This window comes from Algibacter lectus, from assembly GCF_004368925.1.
GTDB lineage: Bacteria > Bacteroidota > Bacteroidia > Flavobacteriales > Flavobacteriaceae > Algibacter > Algibacter lectus.
Genome location: NZ_SORL01000007.1, coordinates 1,350,742 through 1,370,086 on the forward strand (window position 1 = coordinate 1,350,742; position 19,345 = coordinate 1,370,086).

At 32.1% G+C, this 19,345-nt stretch carries 19 protein-coding genes; 7 read left to right on the top strand and 12 right to left on the bottom strand.

Annotated features, from left to right (window positions below; genetic code table 11):
* Positions 1 to 77 precede the first annotated feature (77 nt).
* The 4 genes from DFQ06_RS06210 to DFQ06_RS06225 all read right to left on the bottom strand — a co-directional run bounded on the left by DFQ06_RS06210 (position 78) and on the right by DFQ06_RS06225 (position 4,937).
* The gene (locus DFQ06_RS06210) at positions 78 to 1,373 is read right to left on the bottom strand and encodes a family 43 glycosylhydrolase (protein ID WP_052415303.1); all 1,296 of its coding nucleotides are present in this window, start codon (positions 1,371 to 1,373) and stop codon (positions 78 to 80) included.
* A 251-nt stretch (positions 1,374 to 1,624) separates the two neighbouring features.
* Positions 1,625 to 2,317 (bottom strand): response regulator, encoded by a 693-nt coding sequence (locus DFQ06_RS06215; RefSeq protein WP_235833502.1) that lies wholly within the window; start codon positions 2,315 to 2,317, stop codon positions 1,625 to 1,627.
* Positions 2,289 to 3,914, bottom strand: a complete 1,626-nt coding sequence (locus DFQ06_RS06220; RefSeq protein WP_159140072.1) for a tetratricopeptide repeat-containing sensor histidine kinase — start codon at positions 3,912 to 3,914, stop codon at positions 2,289 to 2,291. Before DFQ06_RS06220 ends, DFQ06_RS06215 begins: the two co-directional genes overlap by 29 nt.
* Before the next feature lie 195 nt (positions 3,915 to 4,109).
* Positions 4,110 to 4,937, bottom strand: a complete 828-nt coding sequence (locus DFQ06_RS06225; RefSeq protein WP_133966712.1) for a universal stress protein — start codon at positions 4,935 to 4,937, stop codon at positions 4,110 to 4,112.
* A gap of 593 nt (positions 4,938 to 5,530) precedes the next feature.
* Between DFQ06_RS06225 and DFQ06_RS06230 the strand changes: the two genes are divergently transcribed.
* The 6 genes from DFQ06_RS06230 (at position 5,531) to DFQ06_RS06255 (ending at position 9,218) form a co-directional block, all read left to right on the top strand.
* Positions 5,531 to 6,397, top strand: coding sequence for a universal stress protein (locus tag DFQ06_RS06230; protein WP_074935712.1), 867 nt, complete (start codon positions 5,531 to 5,533; stop codon positions 6,395 to 6,397).
* 275 nt (positions 6,398 to 6,672) lie between these two features.
* Entirely contained in the window at positions 6,673 to 7,014 is a 342-nt protein-coding gene (locus tag DFQ06_RS06235; protein WP_042498398.1) for a rhodanese-like domain-containing protein, read from the top strand.
* A 22-nt stretch (positions 7,015 to 7,036) separates the two neighbouring features.
* Positions 7,037 to 7,306 (top strand): heavy-metal-associated domain-containing protein, encoded by a 270-nt coding sequence (locus DFQ06_RS06240; RefSeq protein WP_042504538.1) that lies wholly within the window; start codon positions 7,037 to 7,039, stop codon positions 7,304 to 7,306.
* Between the two features lie 10 nt (positions 7,307 to 7,316).
* Positions 7,317 to 8,321: a c-type heme family protein gene (locus DFQ06_RS06245; protein WP_133966714.1), complete on the top strand. Its 1,005-nt coding sequence runs from the start codon at positions 7,317 to 7,319 to the stop codon at positions 8,319 to 8,321.
* Positions 8,322 to 8,334: 13 nt separating this feature from the next.
* Positions 8,335 to 8,631, top strand: coding sequence for a thioredoxin (trxA, locus tag DFQ06_RS06250; protein ID WP_042498395.1), 297 nt, complete (start codon positions 8,335 to 8,337; stop codon positions 8,629 to 8,631).
* Entirely contained in the window at positions 8,631 to 9,218 is a 588-nt protein-coding gene (locus DFQ06_RS06255) for a methyltransferase domain-containing protein (protein WP_042498392.1), read from the top strand. The genes trxA and DFQ06_RS06255 overlap by 1 nt, the downstream gene beginning before the upstream one ends.
* A 53-nt stretch (positions 9,219 to 9,271) precedes the next feature.
* Here the strand turns inward: DFQ06_RS06255 and pncA are convergent, their stop codons facing one another.
* From pncA to DFQ06_RS06290, 7 genes are all read right to left on the bottom strand, one after another.
* Positions 9,272 to 9,877: a bifunctional nicotinamidase/pyrazinamidase gene (gene pncA, locus DFQ06_RS06260; RefSeq protein WP_042498388.1), complete on the bottom strand. Its 606-nt coding sequence runs from the start codon at positions 9,875 to 9,877 to the stop codon at positions 9,272 to 9,274.
* 73 nt (positions 9,878 to 9,950) lie between these two features.
* Positions 9,951 to 11,348, bottom strand: a complete 1,398-nt coding sequence (locus DFQ06_RS06265; RefSeq protein ID WP_133966716.1) for a nicotinate phosphoribosyltransferase — start codon at positions 11,346 to 11,348, stop codon at positions 9,951 to 9,953.
* A 125-nt stretch (positions 11,349 to 11,473) separates the two neighbouring features.
* A complete protein-coding gene (locus DFQ06_RS06270; protein WP_133966718.1) occupies positions 11,474 to 12,472 on the bottom strand; it encodes a metal-dependent hydrolase in 999 nt (332 codons plus the stop codon).
* A 133-nt stretch (positions 12,473 to 12,605) separates the two neighbouring features.
* Positions 12,606 to 12,959, bottom strand: a complete 354-nt coding sequence (locus DFQ06_RS06275; protein ID WP_133966719.1) for a DoxX family protein — start codon at positions 12,957 to 12,959, stop codon at positions 12,606 to 12,608.
* Between the two features lie 9 nt (positions 12,960 to 12,968).
* A complete protein-coding gene (locus tag DFQ06_RS06280; RefSeq protein WP_133966721.1) occupies positions 12,969 to 13,829 on the bottom strand; it encodes an SDR family oxidoreductase in 861 nt (286 codons plus the stop codon).
* A gap of 51 nt (positions 13,830 to 13,880) precedes the next feature.
* Positions 13,881 to 14,432, bottom strand: coding sequence for a TetR/AcrR family transcriptional regulator (locus tag DFQ06_RS06285; protein WP_133966723.1), 552 nt, complete (start codon positions 14,430 to 14,432; stop codon positions 13,881 to 13,883).
* A gap of 191 nt (positions 14,433 to 14,623) precedes the next feature.
* Positions 14,624 to 15,475, bottom strand: a complete 852-nt coding sequence (locus DFQ06_RS06290; protein ID WP_042504527.1) for a DUF2911 domain-containing protein — start codon at positions 15,473 to 15,475, stop codon at positions 14,624 to 14,626.
* A gap of 326 nt (positions 15,476 to 15,801) precedes the next feature.
* On the opposite strand from DFQ06_RS06290, the gene DFQ06_RS06295 reads away from it, so the two are divergent.
* Entirely contained in the window at positions 15,802 to 16,017 is a 216-nt protein-coding gene (locus DFQ06_RS06295) for a hypothetical protein (protein WP_042498369.1), read from the top strand.
* Positions 16,018 to 16,152: 135 nt separating this feature from the next.
* Here the strand turns inward: DFQ06_RS06295 and ccsA are convergent, their stop codons facing one another.
* Complete coding sequence (gene ccsA / locus DFQ06_RS06300) at positions 16,153 to 19,341, bottom strand: cytochrome c biogenesis protein (protein WP_133966725.1); 3,189 nt, start codon at positions 19,339 to 19,341, stop codon at positions 16,153 to 16,155.
* Positions 19,342 to 19,345 lie beyond the last annotated feature (4 nt).

A 19,345-nucleotide genomic window follows, 5' to 3' on the forward strand; every position in this document is an offset into this window, starting at 1 on the left:
AAAGAAGATATTTTCTTAAACTAAATTTTTTAACGGAGATTACTAAATGTAATTTCAATTCTGATTAAACAATTATTTTATTCTTCAAATTTAAAATAATCTAGTTCTGTTTTAAATGCTTTATTTCCGGAAAACTTCAGGTATATATCCTTTTTACCTTTCATTTTTTTTATAATTGAAAGAAGTTCTTGTGGCTCTTCATTTTTGGTAGATTCCAATTCAATTTGCCCGATTATAGAACCCGAAATACTATTTTTGCGTATTTCAATATGCCCTTTACCTTGGATGTTCTTTAAAGTAACTTTAATTTTTGATGCCTTGTTTGAAAAGTTCACATTTGCAAATTTCACCCAAGCTCCATTTTTAATATTAGACAACCAAAAACCTTCATCTCGAGTTCCTTTTTTCTCAACACCTTCAGATTTATCATAAAACCATTCGGCTTCAATTTTATTCCAAGACGCATCATATTGACCTACTCCATTTTTAAAATGTTCATCTAAAAACTTAGTATCTGTAACAATATCTCCATTATCCGCAATATGACAATAGGAGATAATGGTTTCTCTAAATTTAAAGCCATTTTCAATATAATAACACCAAATATGATAAAACTGACCTTTCCACCAGAAGAAGCTTCCGTGTGCAAATTCATCTAGATGATGCCCTTTTCCAAAAGCTCCTGAACTTTTATAAGGTCCGTAAATATTTTTGGATGTAGCATACTCGCGTCCCCAACTTAAATAGTAAGTATCATTATGCTTAAACAAATAATTTTTATCCATCCATTCGGGAGCTTGCTCCCAAGACGCACCCTTTATTATAATAGGTTTAGGTTCTTCAGCAGTAGAAATCATATCATTATTAAGCTTCGCAATGTAATATGCATCGGATTTATCGCCATAGATAATATATGGTATTTTGCTCTCATCATTGTCAATAAAAATTGTGGGATCGTGCATTGGAGAAACCAGTGGTTTCCCTAAAGCATCTGTAAACGGACCGGTTGGTTTATTAGCACTCATTACACCAATACCGCGCTTTCTATCGGAAAAATAGAAATAATATTTACCATTTCTAGTCGCCGCATCGCTGGCCCAGCAATCGGAACTATTATCGGCCATGTAATTATTTTTAGGAGAAATAGCTTGTTCCATTTTCCAATCTATTAAATTAGTAGAGGAGAAAACCCGCCAATCTTTCATATCCCATATTTTATCTGTAGGATTTGAATCGTGTCCACTATACAAATAAATAGTATCATTAAACACCCGAATGTGAGGATCGGACACACCTTGTGATTTCGTTATTGGGTTCTGAGCGTTCCCAAGCAATGAAAAAATAACAGATAAAAACAAAAATGGTTTCAGCATGGTGGTTTAGTCTAGTTGTGGTTTGCTAATATAACAAATAAGCAAAAAAGCAAGACAGCGTTCACAAAAAGGAAAGGCGCTTTAACGGAGACAAAATTTAATTAATTCTAACAAACAAACACAAAAAAAACTCTGTGCCCTAACAACACAGAGTTTAAAAGCTCCCTACAGCTTTATTAATAGCTATTACAAAAATACTACTACTGTAGGGTTAATCTTTACGGGTTTCCGTAAAAGCCCTATTTTTTTTTTTAAATTAATCCTAAATCTTTAGCTATGGCTATTAAATGTATGGTGTTTTTCGAGTTTAATTGAATTTTAAGTTTGTTCAATCTTTTTTCAATAGAGCTTAAACTAGATGCCGAAGCTCCTTTTTCTTTAAAAATAGCACTTATTTCTTCTTGAGACTTACCTATTGAGATATTACGGAGTAATTCAACATCAAAAATATCTATCTCTAAATTAGATTTATTGTCTAAAGCCTTGGCTATTTTGGGTGAAAAATACCGCTTACCTTCGTACACACTTTGTACCGCTTGAGACAGCTCGCTAACACCATTACGCCCTTTACAAACATAGCCGTTAATCCCTAAAGCTACCAAGCGTCTAACTTGTTGCAATCTATCGTCTACAGAATAAGCTATTACATTTACATCTGGGTGTTTTTTTCTAACTAATGTTATCAAATCTTCACCAGATTTTAGTTTTTGCTCTCTATGGTCGCACACAAAAGATAAATCTGTGATAAGCAAATCAAAGGGTTCGTTATCTAATTTTGCTTTTTTTATTTTTAAGTAAGCTTCATCGCAATATTGAACTTTAAAAACATTTTCTATATTCAAATTTTTCAAAATTGTAGAAACTCCTTGGTTTATAACCCCTAAATCGTCCGAAATTAAAACTTTATTAAACATACTATATCCGTGCGTTAACTTTAAACCCATTACCTATTTTGGTGCTAAAGATAACGGTTCCTCTTAATGCATGAATACGGGTTTCCACATTCTCAAGGCCGCCAAGTCTATTTAACTCGGCTCCCACCCCATTATCCATATAGTTTATCTCTAAAATATTTTTATTTTTTTTGAAAGAAATAGATACAAGAGTGGCTTCACTATGCTTTTTCATGTTAGTCATTAGCTCTTGCAGCACCCGATAAATGGTTGTTTTTTTTATTTCAGAAATAATATCCCAGTTTATATCCATTAAACCTCTGGTAATAATAACCAAACCTTCCGTTTCGTAAACCAATAATAAATCGTTTAAAACAAAACTAAAATTTGTTTCCAAATCAATGGTTCCGCTTTCTCGTGAGATATCTCTAGTTTTATTATAAATATGTTCTAACTCATCTAGAAGTTCTTCTTTTTCACTGCTTTCGTCGTACTGAAGCCGCGTCATAACCTGATAAACATCATTAGCAACCTCATCATGCACTTTTTTAGAAATCCGTTTTTCGGTAACATAAACTTCTTTAACTCGGTCTTCTCTGTGTTTTGATTTTAATGCTATAAATATTAAAATAGACAATATAATAACCAAAACCCATAGTGTTAAATACAGCCATTTATAGGTTATTTCTTTTTCTTTTTCAAACTCACTAACTAAAAGCTTGGTTTCATTTTCTTCTAGTAATTGTTCGTTTCTACCTAAATTATATTTTATGGCTGCAAACTTATTTTCTCTAAGCTGTTTTTCACTTATTAGCTGTTTATTTAAATCGATATATTTTTTAAAATCAGAATTATTTTCGAGATTTAGTTTTAAAGCCAAAGCTTCGAGTTGGTAGGCTGGTGTTTGGATACTATCGGAAAGTGATTTTACTTTATTTGCAAAATAACGCGCCTTTGTTCTATTTCCCTTTTCGGAATAAAAAAGAGATAAGTGACGGTAACTAGAAAAAAGACCTGATAAATCGCCTAATTCGAGTCTCATTTTTAGAGCCTTTTGCATTTCTTTTAAAGCTCTATTGTTCTTTATTTTTAAGTTGAAATATCCAAAATTATCAAAATAAGTTGCTTTAATTTCAGAGGCTTCTAGCCCCAAAGCATCATTATAAAACAACAACAAAGTTTCCGTAGCTTTATTGAAATTGTTTTGGTCGGCATAGGTATTACCAATATTAGTAATAATAGCAATTTTATCTTTTGTTTTTTTATTTAATTCTAAAGCTTGGTTATAGTAACGTCTAGCATTTTCAAAATCTTCTAGTCTACGATAAATCATCCCTAATTGGTTAGATAATCGTCCTTTGGCATCATTAGATTTAGCTTTATCTTTTACAGCATCTAACAATTTCAAAGCCTTTACACTAGCAACTTCACTCTCGTAAGGAAATCCCATTTTAAATTGCCCAAGTGCTATTAATTCTAAATAATAGGCGGCTTTAATATTATTGCCAGCTAGTAATTGCTGATCTGCTTTTTTTTGAAAAAACTCGAAAGATTTACCTATATAATTTACATCTTTAAGTTCGGTAATAGATTTGTAGTAGAATAATGTACTGTCTTTTTTATTCTGAGCAACCAAGTTATGGCTCACAAAACAAAAAATATTTAAGGCTATAAACCAGAAGAAAAGAAATGAAGTTTTATTGACTTTCATTCTTCAAAAATAACAACTTATTTGTAGTTAAGAATAAAAATAGATATTAACTGAAAACGATTACATAATAACCAGAAATAATCTACAGAATATTGGATTTATAATCATATTTAATAATAATTAAATGTGTCATTATTCAGGAATAACCAAAAATGGAATTTTACAATGAAACCCGAGTTCTTTTATCACAGGTTCGTTTATTATTTTTTCAATAAAACTATGTTTATATTTCACCATGGCTAGTACATCGATATCGAGTTCTTCTATAAAATCGTTAATTTCTTTAGCTTTCTCGGCATATTTTGGCATACAATGTAAACTGAAATCGTAATTTTTAAAATAAATTTTTAACATTCTTAAATTAAAACTCTGAACATTACTAAGTTCCTTTTCTTCAGTGATATGTACAATTCTAATTTTAGGTTGATACAAATCGGCTAGACTTTTTAAAGGCTTTACCTCTTTTAGGTTATAAAACCGATTGTAATCTGTAGGGAAAGCAATTTGCTTAGGCGGAACAAAATCGAACTCTTCTGGTATCAATAATACAGGGCATGCTTTAATAGACATTGTTACGTTTACTGTTTTACTTCCGAAGAAAAACTCTTTTGCGCCCGTTGCTCCTTTTGTTCCCATAACCACCAAATCTATATCGTGGGTTTCACAAGCATGGCCAACGGCTTTATATAGATCTTGGGTACTTAAAATAGTTTCAAATGTATGCTTTGTATTGGGGTCGCTAGTTTCTGCCAATTCCTTTAGATCTAAAAGTTCTTGAGTTGCTACGGCAGACATTTCTTTTATTAATCTATCTGAAAGGTTGGATAGCATATTCCGCGTAAGCGCAACCGAATTTAGAAAATAAAAGGTACAGATTTCTTGTTCAAAAAAGTTGAGCGCATAAAGAGAAGCGCTCCATGCGTTATCAGAAAAATCGGTAGGTAGTAAAATCTTTCTCATAACTTAAATTTTCATACTTAAAATTAAGTATTTAGCATCAAATAAAAAATGATATTTATCAGTTTATTTCACTTTCATCTCAAAATTAAGCGCAAAAAAAAGGGAACGTTTTAAACAAACACTCCCCTTTTTACACATTACTGAGATAATGCGAACTAACCAACTATAACTTTACTAAGAAACAGGACTTTAAAACTCCCATTTCATTTTTTTTGAACTGCTCGATTACATTTATTAACTCTTACTAAAACCTAATACACCTTATTGAACGTTATTAAGTATTACGAAAACAAACCTCATCTAGCAATCCATAGTAGTCTAAATACGTTATAAAATTTATGACTACTGATTTTTAAAGAACGTACAATTATACCGCTAAATTACAGTCTAAACCCGTACTAAAACATGACAAATATCAGTTTTGAAAAATAAATTTATTTTTTTGTTTTCACTTTCATATTAACTTGTTTTTAAAAGAAATAAAACTAACACATTTATAGATTTCTATGTACCTCACTTTTAGATAACATGATAAATATCATTTTTTTAAGCAATGAAAACCAATAACTTTAAGATGTTAAAAACCCAAGATTATGAAAACTATTCTATATGCCACAGATTGTACTAAAAACGATGCTTCCGCATTAAAATATGCTTATCGTTTTAGTTACATAATGAAAGCCGATTTACACGTTTTACACGTTTATGATTTTCCTCCTATTCATCTTTCCGTAATACAACCAATTGAAAAATTACAGAACCGAATGAAGCAAGAAAAAAAAGATATTGTTAAAAAATTCTGTGAAACACATCTTAAAAATGAATTTAGAGAAACACCAATAAAAATTCATGCTGTTGAAAACACTTCAGTAGAAGATGCCATTATTGATACGGCTAAAAAATTATCGCCAGACCTTGTGATTTTAGGCATGAAAGATGACCACAGCCACCGCGGATTTTTTGCCAGCAATATAGCTAACGAATTATTAGATCGTGTTAATTTCCCGGTTATGATGATTCCGAATGGAATTGATTACACATGCATTTCTACCATTGTTTATGCCACAGATTTCGAGCAACAAGATATTATTCCTATAACAAAACTTATAGAAATTGTGCGTCCATTTGAAGCTCTTATTGAAATAGTACATATTTACCATACAGATACTACAACCGCTAGAGAAAGAATGGAACAATTTAAAAATATGCTCTTAGAACAGGTTTCTTATGACGATATGACTTTTAAAACCATAGCCTCCGATAAAATAAAATCGGGTATTATAAGTGTAATTAACAGTGAAAATGCAAGTATGTTAGCCATGCTGGAGCGTAAACATGAGTTTAGATTAGATAATCCGTTTCGTAAAGATTTGGTAAAGGAAATAAAAACTAGAGTAGATATACCTGTTATTGCTTTTAGTAAACGAAATACTAAAACAAAAGAGGCCGTTATCGCCTAGTTTATTAGTAAACAACATATCCTTTTTCTTAAAAAAAGCATCTGCTATAGAATACCTGTAACAGATGTTTTTAAATATCTTATTATTAATACATTTTAAAACCATTTACACCAAAATTTTGAATGGTAAATAAACGAGTCTCTAATTCTTGTTACAGCGACTTACAGATCAGAACGTCACAATATACTTAATGTAACAAAGGTTACTAACCAAACTTGCCTAATAGATTAATTTTACTCCATTATACTGTTAATAATAGAAACAAAATTATAATTATGTCAATATTTTCAACACTGTTTTGCTCTAAATCTGATAAGGATAATATCATTAAAGTTCTAGATATTTTAGAATTTAAAGCACAAACGCAAAGTAAAAAAGTGCAATTAGTAGATGTAAGAACTCCCGACGAATTTAATTCCGGACACATCCAAAATGCTATAAATATAGACTCATCATCAGAAGAATTTAATTTAGAATTTAGCAAGTTAAACAAAAACGAGGCCGTGTACTTATATTGTAGAAGTGGTGCTCGAAGCAAACGATGCGCTAATAAATTAGCAGGTATGGGCTTCATGAAAATCTACGATCTAAGAGGAGGTATATTGAATTACAAATAAAACAGTGAAAAACACATTAAATATGAAAACGTCAATAATAGTGCAAAACTTAAAATGTGGTGGCTGCGCGCATACAATCACATCAAAATTAGCAGAAATTGAAAACATTACAAATATTATTGTGCATACCGATGATAGTAAAGTATCATTCAATTACATAAACGAAGCCGATGCACTTGCCGTAAAAAATAAACTAAAATCTTTAGGCTACCCATCTATAGAAGACCATAATAATTTAGCTACTAAAGCAAAATCTTTTGTGAGTTGTGCAACTGGTAAGTTTACTAAATAAAACTATAAACATGAAGCACTTACTAGTCTTATCGGTATTAATTGTATTCCTTTTTAGCTGTAATAATTCTAAAAACAAAGCATACTCTGCTTTCGATGAAGCTAGAGCATCTAACAATCATCCAGGAAAACAGCTCATGGAAAATAACTGTTACGCTTGCCATAGCCCATCTGCAAGTCAGAAAAACAGAGTTGGCCCACCAATGATTGCAATAAAAAAACACTATATCAATAGCCAAACCACAAAAGCAGAATTTATTAAAAACATGCAATCTTGGACTAAAAACCCAAACACAGAAGATGCTAAAATGTTTGGTGCTGTTAAACGTTTTGGGGTTATGCCGAAGCTATCTTTTCCTGAAGAAACCATCGTGCAAATAGCCGACTACATGTATGATTTTGATATTGACCAACCCGATTGGTTTGATGCTCATTTTAATGAACAGCAAGGTAAACAACGCCCTCAAAGTATGCGCAAACGTAACGTACAAAGTATGAGAAAATCAATTCAAAACACCTCTACAGACACATTAAATTATGCCGAGCGCGGTCTAAAATATGCATTGGCTACTAAGGCAGTCTTAGGTAAAAATTTAATGGGAACTATTCAAAAAAAAGGCACATTAGATGCCGTCGCTTTTTGTAACATAAAAGCCTACCCATTAACCGATAGTATGTCGGTAGCACAAAATGCAACAATTAAACGCGTTTCCGATAAACCTAGAAATCAAAATAATCAAGCAAATAAAAAAGAATTAGCGTATATTAAGGCCTTTAAAAACGATATTGAAAATAATATAGAACCAAAACCCATAGTAGACTTAACAGACAGTAAAGTACAGGTGTACTTACCTATTTCTACAAATACCATGTGCTTACAATGTCACGGAAAACCAAATAGCGACATTCAAAACCCGGTATTATTGAAACTAAATAATTTATACCCACAGGATAAAGCCATCGGTTATCAAATTAATGAAGTTAGAGGTATTTGGAATATTACTTTCGATAAATAAAACAAAGTAAGGTATGAACAAATTTTCAGAATTAATAAACCAAGAAACTCCCGTATTAGTAGATTTTTATGCCGAATGGTGTGGACCTTGTAAAATGATGACTCCTATTCTAAAAGACGTAAAAGATAATTTAAAAGACAGAGTTTCTATTATTAAAATTGATGTTGATAAAAATAAAGCTATTGCTGAAAAATACCAAGTAAGAGGCGTACCTACTATGCTTTTGTTTAAAAGAGGAAAACAAGTTTGGAGACAATCTGGCGTGCTTCAAAAAAGCGAACTTATTAATGTTATTACCGCATCGTATTAATGGATTTAACCGAGAGTTTTTGGGATAACAGATACAAGTTACATGATACAGGTTGGGATTTAGGTGAAATATCTCCGCCTTTGAAAGCTTATTTCGATGGTTTAACCAATAAAGATTTAAAAATTTTAATTCCGGGTGGTGGTAATTCTCATGAAGCCGAATATCTACACAACAAAGGTTTTAAACATGTTTATGTTATAGATTTATCGAAAACGGCCTTAGAAAATTTAAAATTAAGAGTTCCATCTTTTCCTGAAAATCATCTTATTCATGGTAATTTTTTCGATATTGATATGGTATTCGATATCATAATGGAACAAACTTTTTTCTGCGCCATAAACCCTAATTTAAGACACGCTTACGCGGAAAAAGCCTTTAACTTATTGAACAAAACAGGACTAATTATAGGCTTATTGTTCAATGTACCTTTAAATGAAACACGCCCGCCTTTTGGTGGTTCTAAAGCTGAATATTTAGAATATTTCAAACCTTATTTTGATGTTTCATTGATGAATGGATGCTATAATTCTCATCAAACAAGAGCAGGACGAGAATTATTTATCAGGCTCAAAAAACTTGATCATTAAATTTTATAAGAAATTCTAAAAAACCTATAATTATTCTTCAGAATAAAAAGGATTTAAATAGTTTCAGAATTTATAATTTTCACGCCCATAGCAATCATTTTTTCCATTATAGCAACAAACCCTTCATTATCGAGTGCTTTAGAAGCATCTTCAATAAAAAAGCAATCAAATCCAGCTTCAACAGCATCATAAATAGAAAAATAAACACAAATATCCGATGCTAATCCGCATAAGTAAAGTTCTGTTGTGCCCTTTTCCTTTAAATAACCTGCTAAGCCAGTCGATTTTAAATGTCCGTTATCATAAAAAGCGCTATAACTATCAATACTTTTATCTGTTCCTTTTCTAAAAATAGCTTCATAACTTTTAGTCTTTAAATCGGCATGAAGTTCTGCACCTAAAGTACCTTGCACGCAATGAACAGGCCATAAGATTTGTGGTTTTCCATGAACTTGAATTTCATCAAAATTAGATTTCCCTTCATGATTAGCAGCAAAACTAATATGATTTTCTGGATGCCAATCTTGTGTAGCCACAACCAAATCGAAGTGATTTTGAATACTATTAATTACGGGTACAATATGATTACCTTCGGGAACGGGAAGCGATCCACCAGGCATAAAATCGTTTTGTACATCAATTATTAGAAGCGTTTTCATAATATAACTTTTTATTATCGACCGTTTTAAAAGAACAAAAACTCTGTATCGCTTTTAATCTCTTCTGCTCAATTTATATTTTATGTTCTTTTATTAAAGCATCACGTTCTTCCTTAAGCGAAGGACTTAAACCTATTTTGTAAATATGCGGATTTTGAAAACGCTTATATTCATTAGGAAGTTGCTCTAAACGAGATTGAGAATATTTTGAAATTTCGGTAACCGTGCGTGTTGGCACTACTCTTTTTCCCTCTTCCATAACCATTTCTAAAAGTGGTTCGTGTTCAAATGGACTCAAATCTAATTTTTTAGTAATATCAAAAGGGTGTTCCATTTGGGAAACCTCATCTTCAATAAAAAGTCCAATTGCATCTGCTCCATAAAACATATCATTAGCATCTACCATACGGTAAACTTGCTTTTTAAAAGGTAATGACACCTTTATAATATTTTCAGAAAGTTTAATTCTTGGCGTTCCATTGTACTCCGATAGTTTATAAACACCATCCAAAGCAGCATCTGGTTTTCCGGTGACTAAATTGGTACCAACTCCAAAAATATCAATTGGTGCGCCTTGTTCCTTCAAACTTTTAATAACATATTCATCTAACTGATTAGACGCTACAATTTTTACATACTCCAAGTTAGCTTCATCTAAAATTGTTCTTGTTTTTTTAGATAAGTACGCTAAATCACCACTATCTAAACGTACTCCTAACAATTTATCGCCTCTTTCTTCCATTTCTTTTGCTACTTTAATCGCATTTGGAAGTCCTAGTTTAAGCGTATTATAAGTATCTATTAAAAGCACACAGTTTTCTGGACGCACTTTTGCAAAATCTCTAAAAGCTTCTAATTCGCTATCGTAACTTTGAATAAACGAGTGTGCCATAGTACCAGATGATGGAATATTATAATCTTCGGCTGCTTTAACGTTACTTGTACTATCAAAACCGCCAATAGCAGCTGCTCGAGAAGCATAGTAACCACCCGTGGCGTGAGCGCGACGTAAGCCCATATCTAATAGAATTTCATCTTTAGCACTGCGCCTAATTCTACTCGCCTTAGTTGCAATTAAAGTTTGAAAATTAAGAATATTGAGTAAAACGGTCTCTATAATTTGAGCCTCAATAATATTTGCTTCCACCTGTAATATCGGGCGATTTGGAAATACAACATCACCTTCTTTACTAGAACGAATATTTCCTCTAAATCTAAAGTTTCTCAAATACTCTAAAAATTCATTTTCGAAGCCTTTTTCTTTTAAATATAAAATATCTGAATCTGAGAACTTCAAAGTTTCAAGAATATCCAATACATCTTCCAATCCAGCAAAAATGGAATAGCCACTGTTGTATGGATTATGTCGATAATAATAATCGAATACCGCTCGTCCATCGGGTTTGGTTTCAAAATAGACTTGAGCCATTGTGATTTGGTATAGATCGGTATATGCAGCAGTAATATTCATGAGATTTTTAATTTTGATTGACAAGATATTCAAAATAGCAAAGATTTCTTATATCAAATGCGAAAGAAATTAACTGAAAAAGATTTACACGAAAAAATGGTGATGTTTTACTAAAAAAACTGAAATTAATTTCCTTTTAATCGCTGCCATAATTCAGAAATTAGCTTTTTTCCATCACGATTATCTTTAGGTTCTTCAGTAAAAGTAACCTTTCCAGAAACATCAACATCCATTCTATATTTAAATACAAAATTTTCAGCCTTGGGCGTTAAACTCAACAATCCAAACCGTAAATCATTAAAATAAAACACATTATCTTTTTTATTGATAGTATACCAGCCTTCGGAAATAGCAATCATACGTTTTACACTTTCGTCTTCAACAAGATTACCTAATAATTCATGATTTTTAGGATAGCTTTCAAAAGTGATGGGTTGTGTGTCAAAAAACGAATAATTAGCAAGTAAATAAGCATCTTCAGTTTGCACATTTGCACTCCAAAGTATGGTGTTTAAAGGTGAAGGTCTCGTATCAATTTCTAAATATGCAATGTTTTGATTGTTTAAAGCAGCTTCAAATTTAGTATAAGAAACCCATTTTAAAAGCAAAGTTATCACTAAATAAGATGTGCTTAAAATTAAGCCCATGTTGTTATACAAGCGTCGTTTTTTGGTGGTACGCTTTTGGCGCATAGCCAAAATTAAAAAAACTAAAAAAGGTATGGTGTATAACGGATCGATAACAAAAATATTCTTGAAAGCCAAACGTAAATCGAAAGGCCAAAACAACTGAGTTCCCCATGTGGTATGTGCATCTAAAATAGGATGCGTAACAAACGACCAAAAGAACAACCAAGACCAATCTTTAAAATTCTTATAAGTTTCATACCTAGAAACAAGCCCCCCGAAAATAGGAGCAAAAAGCACGGAAAACACAATAGAATGTGTAAATCCGCGATGTATGGCAAGCGCAGAAACTGTGTCTGTAAAAAATGAGGCAAACACATCTAAATCGGGAATAGTACCGGCGATAGCACCATAAAGCATAGCTTTATTTCCAACTTTCCGACCTAAAACAGCCTCGCCTATAGCAGCTCCTAATACAATTTGAGTTAATGAATCCATATAGGTTGTAAAAGTAGACTAATTATAAAAATTGTTATGAGTTTAAACATCTAATTTAGCTAAAATTACCTGTTTGAAAATGTACAAGCTTACCCAAAAGTAGGCTTGCACTAATAATTTATTTTACGGTGCGTTATCTATTGTATTTATTCATATAAATATTTGAAACCATTAAAACCCCCATTAAAACAACTAGCAATACCATTATAAAAATTGAATCTTTATGCTTGATATGAGCGACTAATGCGGTTAGAAGAAACAAGCCTACCCCTGCATAAGTCCATTCTTTCAATTGTAACGGTGCCATTGGTATTATTAATAAAATTGCAGCTATAAATTTAAGCACTGCTAATTCTATTCTAAAAAAATCAGGAAAACCTAATTCCTTAATCCCATCAATGGTGCTTTTACTAAAGATATAAGAATAAGAACTTAGCAGAAGAAAAACAGAAACTATTACTGTAGAGGACCAATATATTATTTTCATAAGTAGTATTTATAGAAAGCTATTTTTTATTTGGTTCACGATTTTAGTTCCATCCGGATCTGCTTTTGTTTTTAATTCACAAAAATCTTCAGCCCATTGCGAAGTTCGAATTCTTAATGGTGGGTTTTCATTTTGTGCCACATTTAAAACCACATTGGCAACTTCGGCGCCTGTTTGGTAAACTTGCTCTGTGCTTTCTTCAGCTCTTTTTTGATTTCCTGCCATATATCTTTCAAAAATTGGTAAATATTCACCTGTTGCAAATTGTCCCTCTTTAGCTGTTTTTTCAATAGCAGATGTCATAAACTCGGTAGCTATTCCTCCTGGTTCTACACATGTAATTTCAATATTGAAAGCATCACTAACATAAGTCGCCAAACCCTCCATAAAGCCTTCTACAGCAAATTTGGCTCCACAATATAACTCATTAAAAGGCTGCCCAACTAAACCACCAACTGAAGTGACACTAATAATTTGACCACTTTTTTGTTTTCTCATAAAAGGGAGCACGGCTTGCGTACAGAATACAACACCATGGTAATTAACTTCGGTAACCCATCTAATTTCCTCTTCTGTAGATTGTTCGGTAGTTTTTGCAAAACCTGCTCCTGCATTATTTAGCAACACATCTATTTTACCATCTTTCTCTATAATGATATTAACAGCAGATTGAATAGATTCGATGCTTGTTACATCTAAAGATAACAATTCAATGTCTAAATTTTCTTCTTCTATTCTCTTTTTTAATGCTTCTGCTTTTTTTAGATTTCGCATGGTTGCATAAACCTTGTAATTGTTCTTCGCAAATAGAATTGAACTTTCGAATCCTACACCTGTTGACGTTCCTGTAATTAATATGCTTTTTTTCATAACTAAATTTTATGGAATGAATATTCACTCCAGTTGTTAAATAAATTTTTTTTACTCTTTAATTGCGTCCCAAACCATTCGTATTTGGTTTTCAAGAGATACCGGTTTTACTTCGGGTTGATTAAAATACCATCTTAAATAGGATAAAATAGCGCCACCAATGAATATCAGCATTTCATCTATTTCAATATTTTTGATAATACGTTCTTCTTTTCCTTTCACTAATAAATTTAATACAGGAGCTACTGATTTCTCACCCACTGCCCTACTTTCGTCAGTGATTATGGGTGAAGCTTGTAATTGCTCCATAAATTTAAAATATGATGGATTATTGATAAAAAAGTCAATAATTGAACTGAAATAATTCTCAAACTGTGATTTAATGGGCTTCTCTAAACTAAAGTCTATAAAAACAGATTTTTCACTTTCCTTTATATTTACATAAATCTCATTGATCAATAACTCTTTGTTTGGGAAGTAGTTATAAATAGTTCCCATGCCTGTACCTGCTGCTTTTGCAATAGCTGACATAGGTGTATTATGAACTCCTTTTTCTGTAAGAAGGCTAAGAGCTGCTAATAATATGGATTCTTTCTTATTCACATTGCAAATATAAACCAATTGGAATGAATATTCCAATTGGTCTAATAATTATTTAACTTTGATAACAAAATCAATATTTAAATAGCTTACCAACCCCAAATTCTAAACATAAAAAAACTCAACGATATAGTACCGTTGAGTTTTTCAATATTATAATTAAGGCCTGTTAATTACATAACAGTAAAACTATTTTACATAGCACCCCATTCTTTTAAAGAAGCTGTGTTCATTTTAATATAACCATCGTTACCGGCTTTCTTAGAATAAACTAATGATTCTTTTGCAGCTTTAATAGCACCTGCTTTATCACCGTTTGCAGCATGAATTAATGCTTGTCTGCGTAAGTAGTAAAAACGAGGATTATCTTTAGTCATCTCAACAGCTTTATCAATCCATTCTGTTGCTTTTTTCATGTCTTTTCCTTCAGCTAAATAATAAGCAGCTGCAGCATAATAATCTCCCTCACCAGGACCAGCCATTACTTTATCGATAGCTTTTGAAACGGTTTGCTCTGTAGGAACAGTAAATGGTACTGCAGCATAAGAGTTCTCCCAAAGTAACTCAAGCTTAGCTCCATTATTAGTTATACTATTAATATCAATAGTAAATGTCTCTACTACAAACGGAATTGGTTCTACAGCTACTTTTGCAGATACAGCTACTTTGCTATCATCCCAATTTTGAGGTGTTCCCCAATTATTAGTATCGGTGTAAAAAAGAAACTCCCATTCTGTAGCCGAAATTAATCGTGTAAATAAAGCATAGGTACCAGCTTTTAATGCTTTTCCTGCAACTTCAACATCATTACTAAATGTTATTTTAGTATTCTCATTTGCTCCTGTTCTCCAAATAGTTCCAAAGCTCTCTAAATCTCCAAAAACTTTACGTCCTTTAACTCCCGGTCTAGAATATTCGATAGTAATATCCGTTAATCCCACTTTTTGCTCAAATTTTGCTTTTGGACTTGGTTGTGGCGTTTCAATCTGTGCATTTACTGTGTAAACCGTAGTAAATGCTAATAAAATTAATAGTAGTTTTTTCATCTTAGTTTTGATTATTAATATGCTATAAAATTACACATCAAAAGACCGATAATTGTTAACAAAAGCTTAAAAAAATAATATTAGTAAAAAAGCTTTAAATAAGGTAAAAAATACCATTTTGATAAGTTCTATAAACAACTCTTTTTTTTTCAGAATAAACTATAAAAACCCTTAATTTGAATATATAACCCTCTCAATCATTAAAATTTAGCTAAATTTTTGCTGTAAAATCAAAAAATTTATAATATTTTATTATATTGTCGAATTGTGAATAATACACAACGTGTTTTACTCCAAAAAAATTACTAGAAAAACGATTATTATATATGGAACTAATTGAAAAAGCGGTTGAATTTGAACAACGCAAACATACTTTTAAAACTACCAGTGAACGAATAGAAGCTTCGAGAGAGGTTAAAGACCTTATTTTAAGTCTAAACGACGTATACAAGGTTGATAAAGACCAAGAAATAATGGACTTAATGAAGCGATTGACTGCAGTTAAACAAAAAATTGAAAAAAGATTAAAAGGTAGACCTTAAGAACAAGGTCTTGTTAGTATTTTTATTGCTAGCAAAAACACTTAGGAAGCATTAATTTACTTCATAAAAAAGCAGTATTTCATAACTTATGAAATACTGCTTTTTTTATTGACAAGATTTAAATTCTTGCCTATTCTATTTTTTATAATATTTTACATGCCCTCGGTAAGCAAAAGCCCCAAGTACAGCTACAATTGCACAAGCAATAAGTATAAACTTAACACTTACAATTTGATCGCCACTAGCGTAGCTATGTAAACCTGCTAAGTAGAAGTTTACTCCAAAATACGTCATTAATATACTTGCAAAAGCGATTATAGAACAAAGGTTAAAAAACCAACGTCCGCGTAATCCTGGTACTAAACGCATGTGTATTACAAAGGCATAAATCATGATACTAATAAGTGCCCAAGTTTCTTTTGGATCCCAACCCCAATAACGTCCCCAACTTTCATTAGCCCACATACCTCCTAAAAAGTTCCCTATGGTAAGCATAACCAAACCTACGGTTAAGGCCATTTCGTTTATTACTGTTAACTCCTTAATATTAAGGAGCATTCTTTCTTTATTCTCCTTATTGGTGAAAATCATTAAGAATAACGACACCACACCTAAAATCATACCTAATGTAAATGGTCCATAACTCGCAACAATTACTGCCACGTGTATCATTAACCAATAACTATTTAAAACCGGTTGTAAATTAGCAATAGCAGGATCCATCCAGTTCCAATGCGCAATCATTAAAATCATTGCGGTTACAAAAGCGGTAGAAGCCATGGTTAAATCACTCTTTCTTCCAAACAGTAATCCAAACAACATAGTAGCCCAAGCTACATAAATCATAGACTCGTAGGCATCACTCCACGGCGCGTGACCAGACAAATACCAACGTACAATTAAACCTGCTGTATGCAGCACAAACAAACCGATAACGATAAACTTGAATACTTTAATTGCCGTGCTTAAACCTTTACTATGTGATTTAAATATTTGAAAAACTAACAAGACAAACATTATTGTACCTGCATACATGTACCAGCTAAATAATTTTTTAAAAATATCGTACTTATTATATAGAACTTCTGTTTTTACTTTTTGATCGCTAAGCATTACCGAACCACCATATCTGTGCTGTGTATCTTTAAAAGCCTTTAGAAGTTTTGAAGCTTCAGAGAAATCTCCAGATTTTTTAGCAGCATTTAAAGTATATAAATATGCCAGGAATCCGCTTTTCACAAAATTGTTGTAAAGTGAATCTTTTATAACGGTTGGATCTTCTTTGAATTCGAAATTAGAAATCCATTTGTGGTTATCATCATTTGGAATTGGGAATATTTTTAATGAACGTCCTTCAACTGTATTAAACAATAAGTTTACACGTTGATCGGCTTCTTTAAATTCCTTCTGAAAACCATTTGGCACTTGTGCTTTGTAGGCTTCATCTAAATAAGGCGCTAAAATATATTCTCCCCTTTCGGTGAAAAAATCCGCTAACGTGGCATATTGCTCATCTAAATCTACACCAATCATATGGCGAATAGAATCGGCTTTTTTAGTTTTTAAATAAATAATTGGCACATTGTACCATAACTGTGGACTTTCTTGAATAGACAGAAACACTTGATTAGCATCAAACTCTTCATAAGAGTCATGCTTGCTTAATTTTCTAAGCATTTCCGATGCATAAGTGTTTACAGGCATCATACGTCCGCTTAAATCCTGAATAACCAAATTTCCAAATTCAGAGGCATGTTCTTTTGGAGTAATATTAGCTCTTAAAACAGAATCTATCTGTGTTTTTGTTGGCTTGTTGCTGTGGTTGTGCCCATCGTTTGCCGAATGCTCTTGAGCAAAACCTTGCAATCCAAAACATAATAGCACAACTGCCAAAGTCTTAGCTTTTTTAGCTTTTAACTTTTTGAGTTGTTTTTCTAAATCGCCAAAACGAGAATGCTTAGAAAACAAAATAGCCATCATGCCAAAATAAAGCATAAAGTAACCAATATAGGTAATTAATGATCCCCAATAATCATGGTTTACAGAAAGTATAGTTCCCTTTTCATCTGGATCAAAACCCGATTGAAAAAAGCGATACCCATCATGATCTAAAATATTATTCATAAAAATTTTGTAATCAAAATCTTCTTCACGCTCATCTAAAACCGTAACCTCACTAGAATATGCAGAGTAACCTCTTTCTGTTCCAGGATAACGTTCGGCCTCAAAATCGTTCAATTTAATAGAAAATGGCAATTCAATTTTTTTAGATCCATATTTAAAAGCGAAATCTAATCCGCCTACTTTAATTTGCTTAAAGCTACTGTTTGTGCCTTTACCACCAAGTAAACCCACACTTTTAGTTTCTCCATTGGCAGTTACTTTTAAAACCAAACCATCTTCATCGTTTTTAAGGAATTCTGCTTTTTTCACCACATCAAAGACACCTTTTACAACAGGTTTTGGAAATACAATTTGCATGTTACCAATAGAATACCCGGAACGTAAATGTAGCGGCTGTATACTATCTTTTACAAGTAACCCCTGAGCACGTGTTGCCATGGTCATGTATTCTCCATCAAAAGGTGAATTAATAGTTAGGTTATCGTTTTCTAAAGTAATATTTATAGCACCATCGGTTGGTTTATTTAATGCAAATAACACATTGTGCACACTAGATACTTGACCTAATTTTAAGAAATGATTATGTGGACCATTAACTCCTGCTTCTACTATTTTTAAATAAGACTCTCCGTTTTCGTCAGGAATAATATCTTCTTCTGCCCCAACAATAAACTTCTCTAATTTTATATTTATAGGTTGTTTGTTGTATTCTGTATTTAAATTGAAATCGTTTTCTAAACGCCCAGAAAAATCTACTTCGGTTTCTAGAACACGACGTTGCGCTACTCCATCTACTAGAAAATCACCATCTACGTAAGTTGTTATATATGTTTTTTGAGAAAGAAACGAATTTTCTGTGTCACCTTCGCGAATAGCCATCATGCCTTCAAAACTTGCATAACGCGTAATAAATGCACCTATAAGTATAAATATAAATGCTAAGTGAAGAATGAAGGTTGCCCACTTTTCTTTTTTGTACAATCTAAAACGAACTATATTACCTAAAAAGTTAATCACGAAAAACACCATAATACCTTCAAACCACCATGTATTGTAAATTAAATTACGTGAGTATGGCGTTGGAGACATATCTTGTCCGGCATCTAAAAATGTACCAGTTGCCATGGCCGCCGCAAAAGCTATAAATAAAACTGAAGTTAAACGTGTTGAAAAAAGAATGTTGGCTAGTTTTTTTTGCATGATA

What these genes read in the sequence shown, in the direction of transcription:
- DFQ06_RS06210 (WP_052415303.1), bottom strand. Translation starts at nt 1,373, where the DNA reads ATGCTGAAACCATTTTTGTTTTTATCTGTTATTTTTTCATTGCTTGGG.
- DFQ06_RS06215 (WP_235833502.1), bottom strand. Translation starts at nt 2,317, where the DNA reads ATGGGTTTAAAGTTAACGCACGGATATAGTATGTTTAATAAAGTTTTA.
- DFQ06_RS06225 (WP_133966712.1), bottom strand. Translation starts at nt 4,937, where the DNA reads ATGAGAAAGATTTTACTACCTACCGATTTTTCTGATAACGCATGGAGC.
- DFQ06_RS06230 (WP_074935712.1), top strand. Translation starts at nt 5,531, where the DNA reads ATGAAAACTATTCTATATGCCACAGATTGTACTAAAAACGATGCTTCC.
- DFQ06_RS06235 (WP_042498398.1), top strand. Translation starts at nt 6,673, where the DNA reads ATGTCAATATTTTCAACACTGTTTTGCTCTAAATCTGATAAGGATAAT.
- DFQ06_RS06240 (WP_042504538.1), top strand. Translation starts at nt 7,037, where the DNA reads ATGAAAACGTCAATAATAGTGCAAAACTTAAAATGTGGTGGCTGCGCG.
- DFQ06_RS06245 (WP_133966714.1), top strand. Translation starts at nt 7,317, where the DNA reads ATGAAGCACTTACTAGTCTTATCGGTATTAATTGTATTCCTTTTTAGC.
- trxA (WP_042498395.1), top strand. Translation starts at nt 8,335, where the DNA reads ATGAACAAATTTTCAGAATTAATAAACCAAGAAACTCCCGTATTAGTA.
- DFQ06_RS06255 (WP_042498392.1), top strand. Translation starts at nt 8,631, where the DNA reads ATGGATTTAACCGAGAGTTTTTGGGATAACAGATACAAGTTACATGAT.
- pncA (WP_042498388.1), bottom strand. Translation starts at nt 9,877, where the DNA reads ATGAAAACGCTTCTAATAATTGATGTACAAAACGATTTTATGCCTGGT.
- DFQ06_RS06265 (WP_133966716.1), bottom strand. Translation starts at nt 11,348, where the DNA reads ATGAATATTACTGCTGCATATACCGATCTATACCAAATCACAATGGCT.
- DFQ06_RS06270 (WP_133966718.1), bottom strand. Translation starts at nt 12,472, where the DNA reads ATGGATTCATTAACTCAAATTGTATTAGGAGCTGCTATAGGCGAGGCT.
- DFQ06_RS06275 (WP_133966719.1), bottom strand. Translation starts at nt 12,959, where the DNA reads ATGAAAATAATATATTGGTCCTCTACAGTAATAGTTTCTGTTTTTCTT.
- DFQ06_RS06280 (WP_133966721.1), bottom strand. Translation starts at nt 13,829, where the DNA reads ATGAAAAAAAGCATATTAATTACAGGAACGTCAACAGGTGTAGGATTC.
- DFQ06_RS06290 (WP_042504527.1), bottom strand. Translation starts at nt 15,475, where the DNA reads ATGAAAAAACTACTATTAATTTTATTAGCATTTACTACGGTTTACACA.
- DFQ06_RS06295 (WP_042498369.1), top strand. Translation starts at nt 15,802, where the DNA reads ATGGAACTAATTGAAAAAGCGGTTGAATTTGAACAACGCAAACATACT.
- ccsA (WP_133966725.1), bottom strand. Translation starts at nt 19,341, where the DNA reads ATGCAAAAAAAACTAGCCAACATTCTTTTTTCAACACGTTTAACTTCA.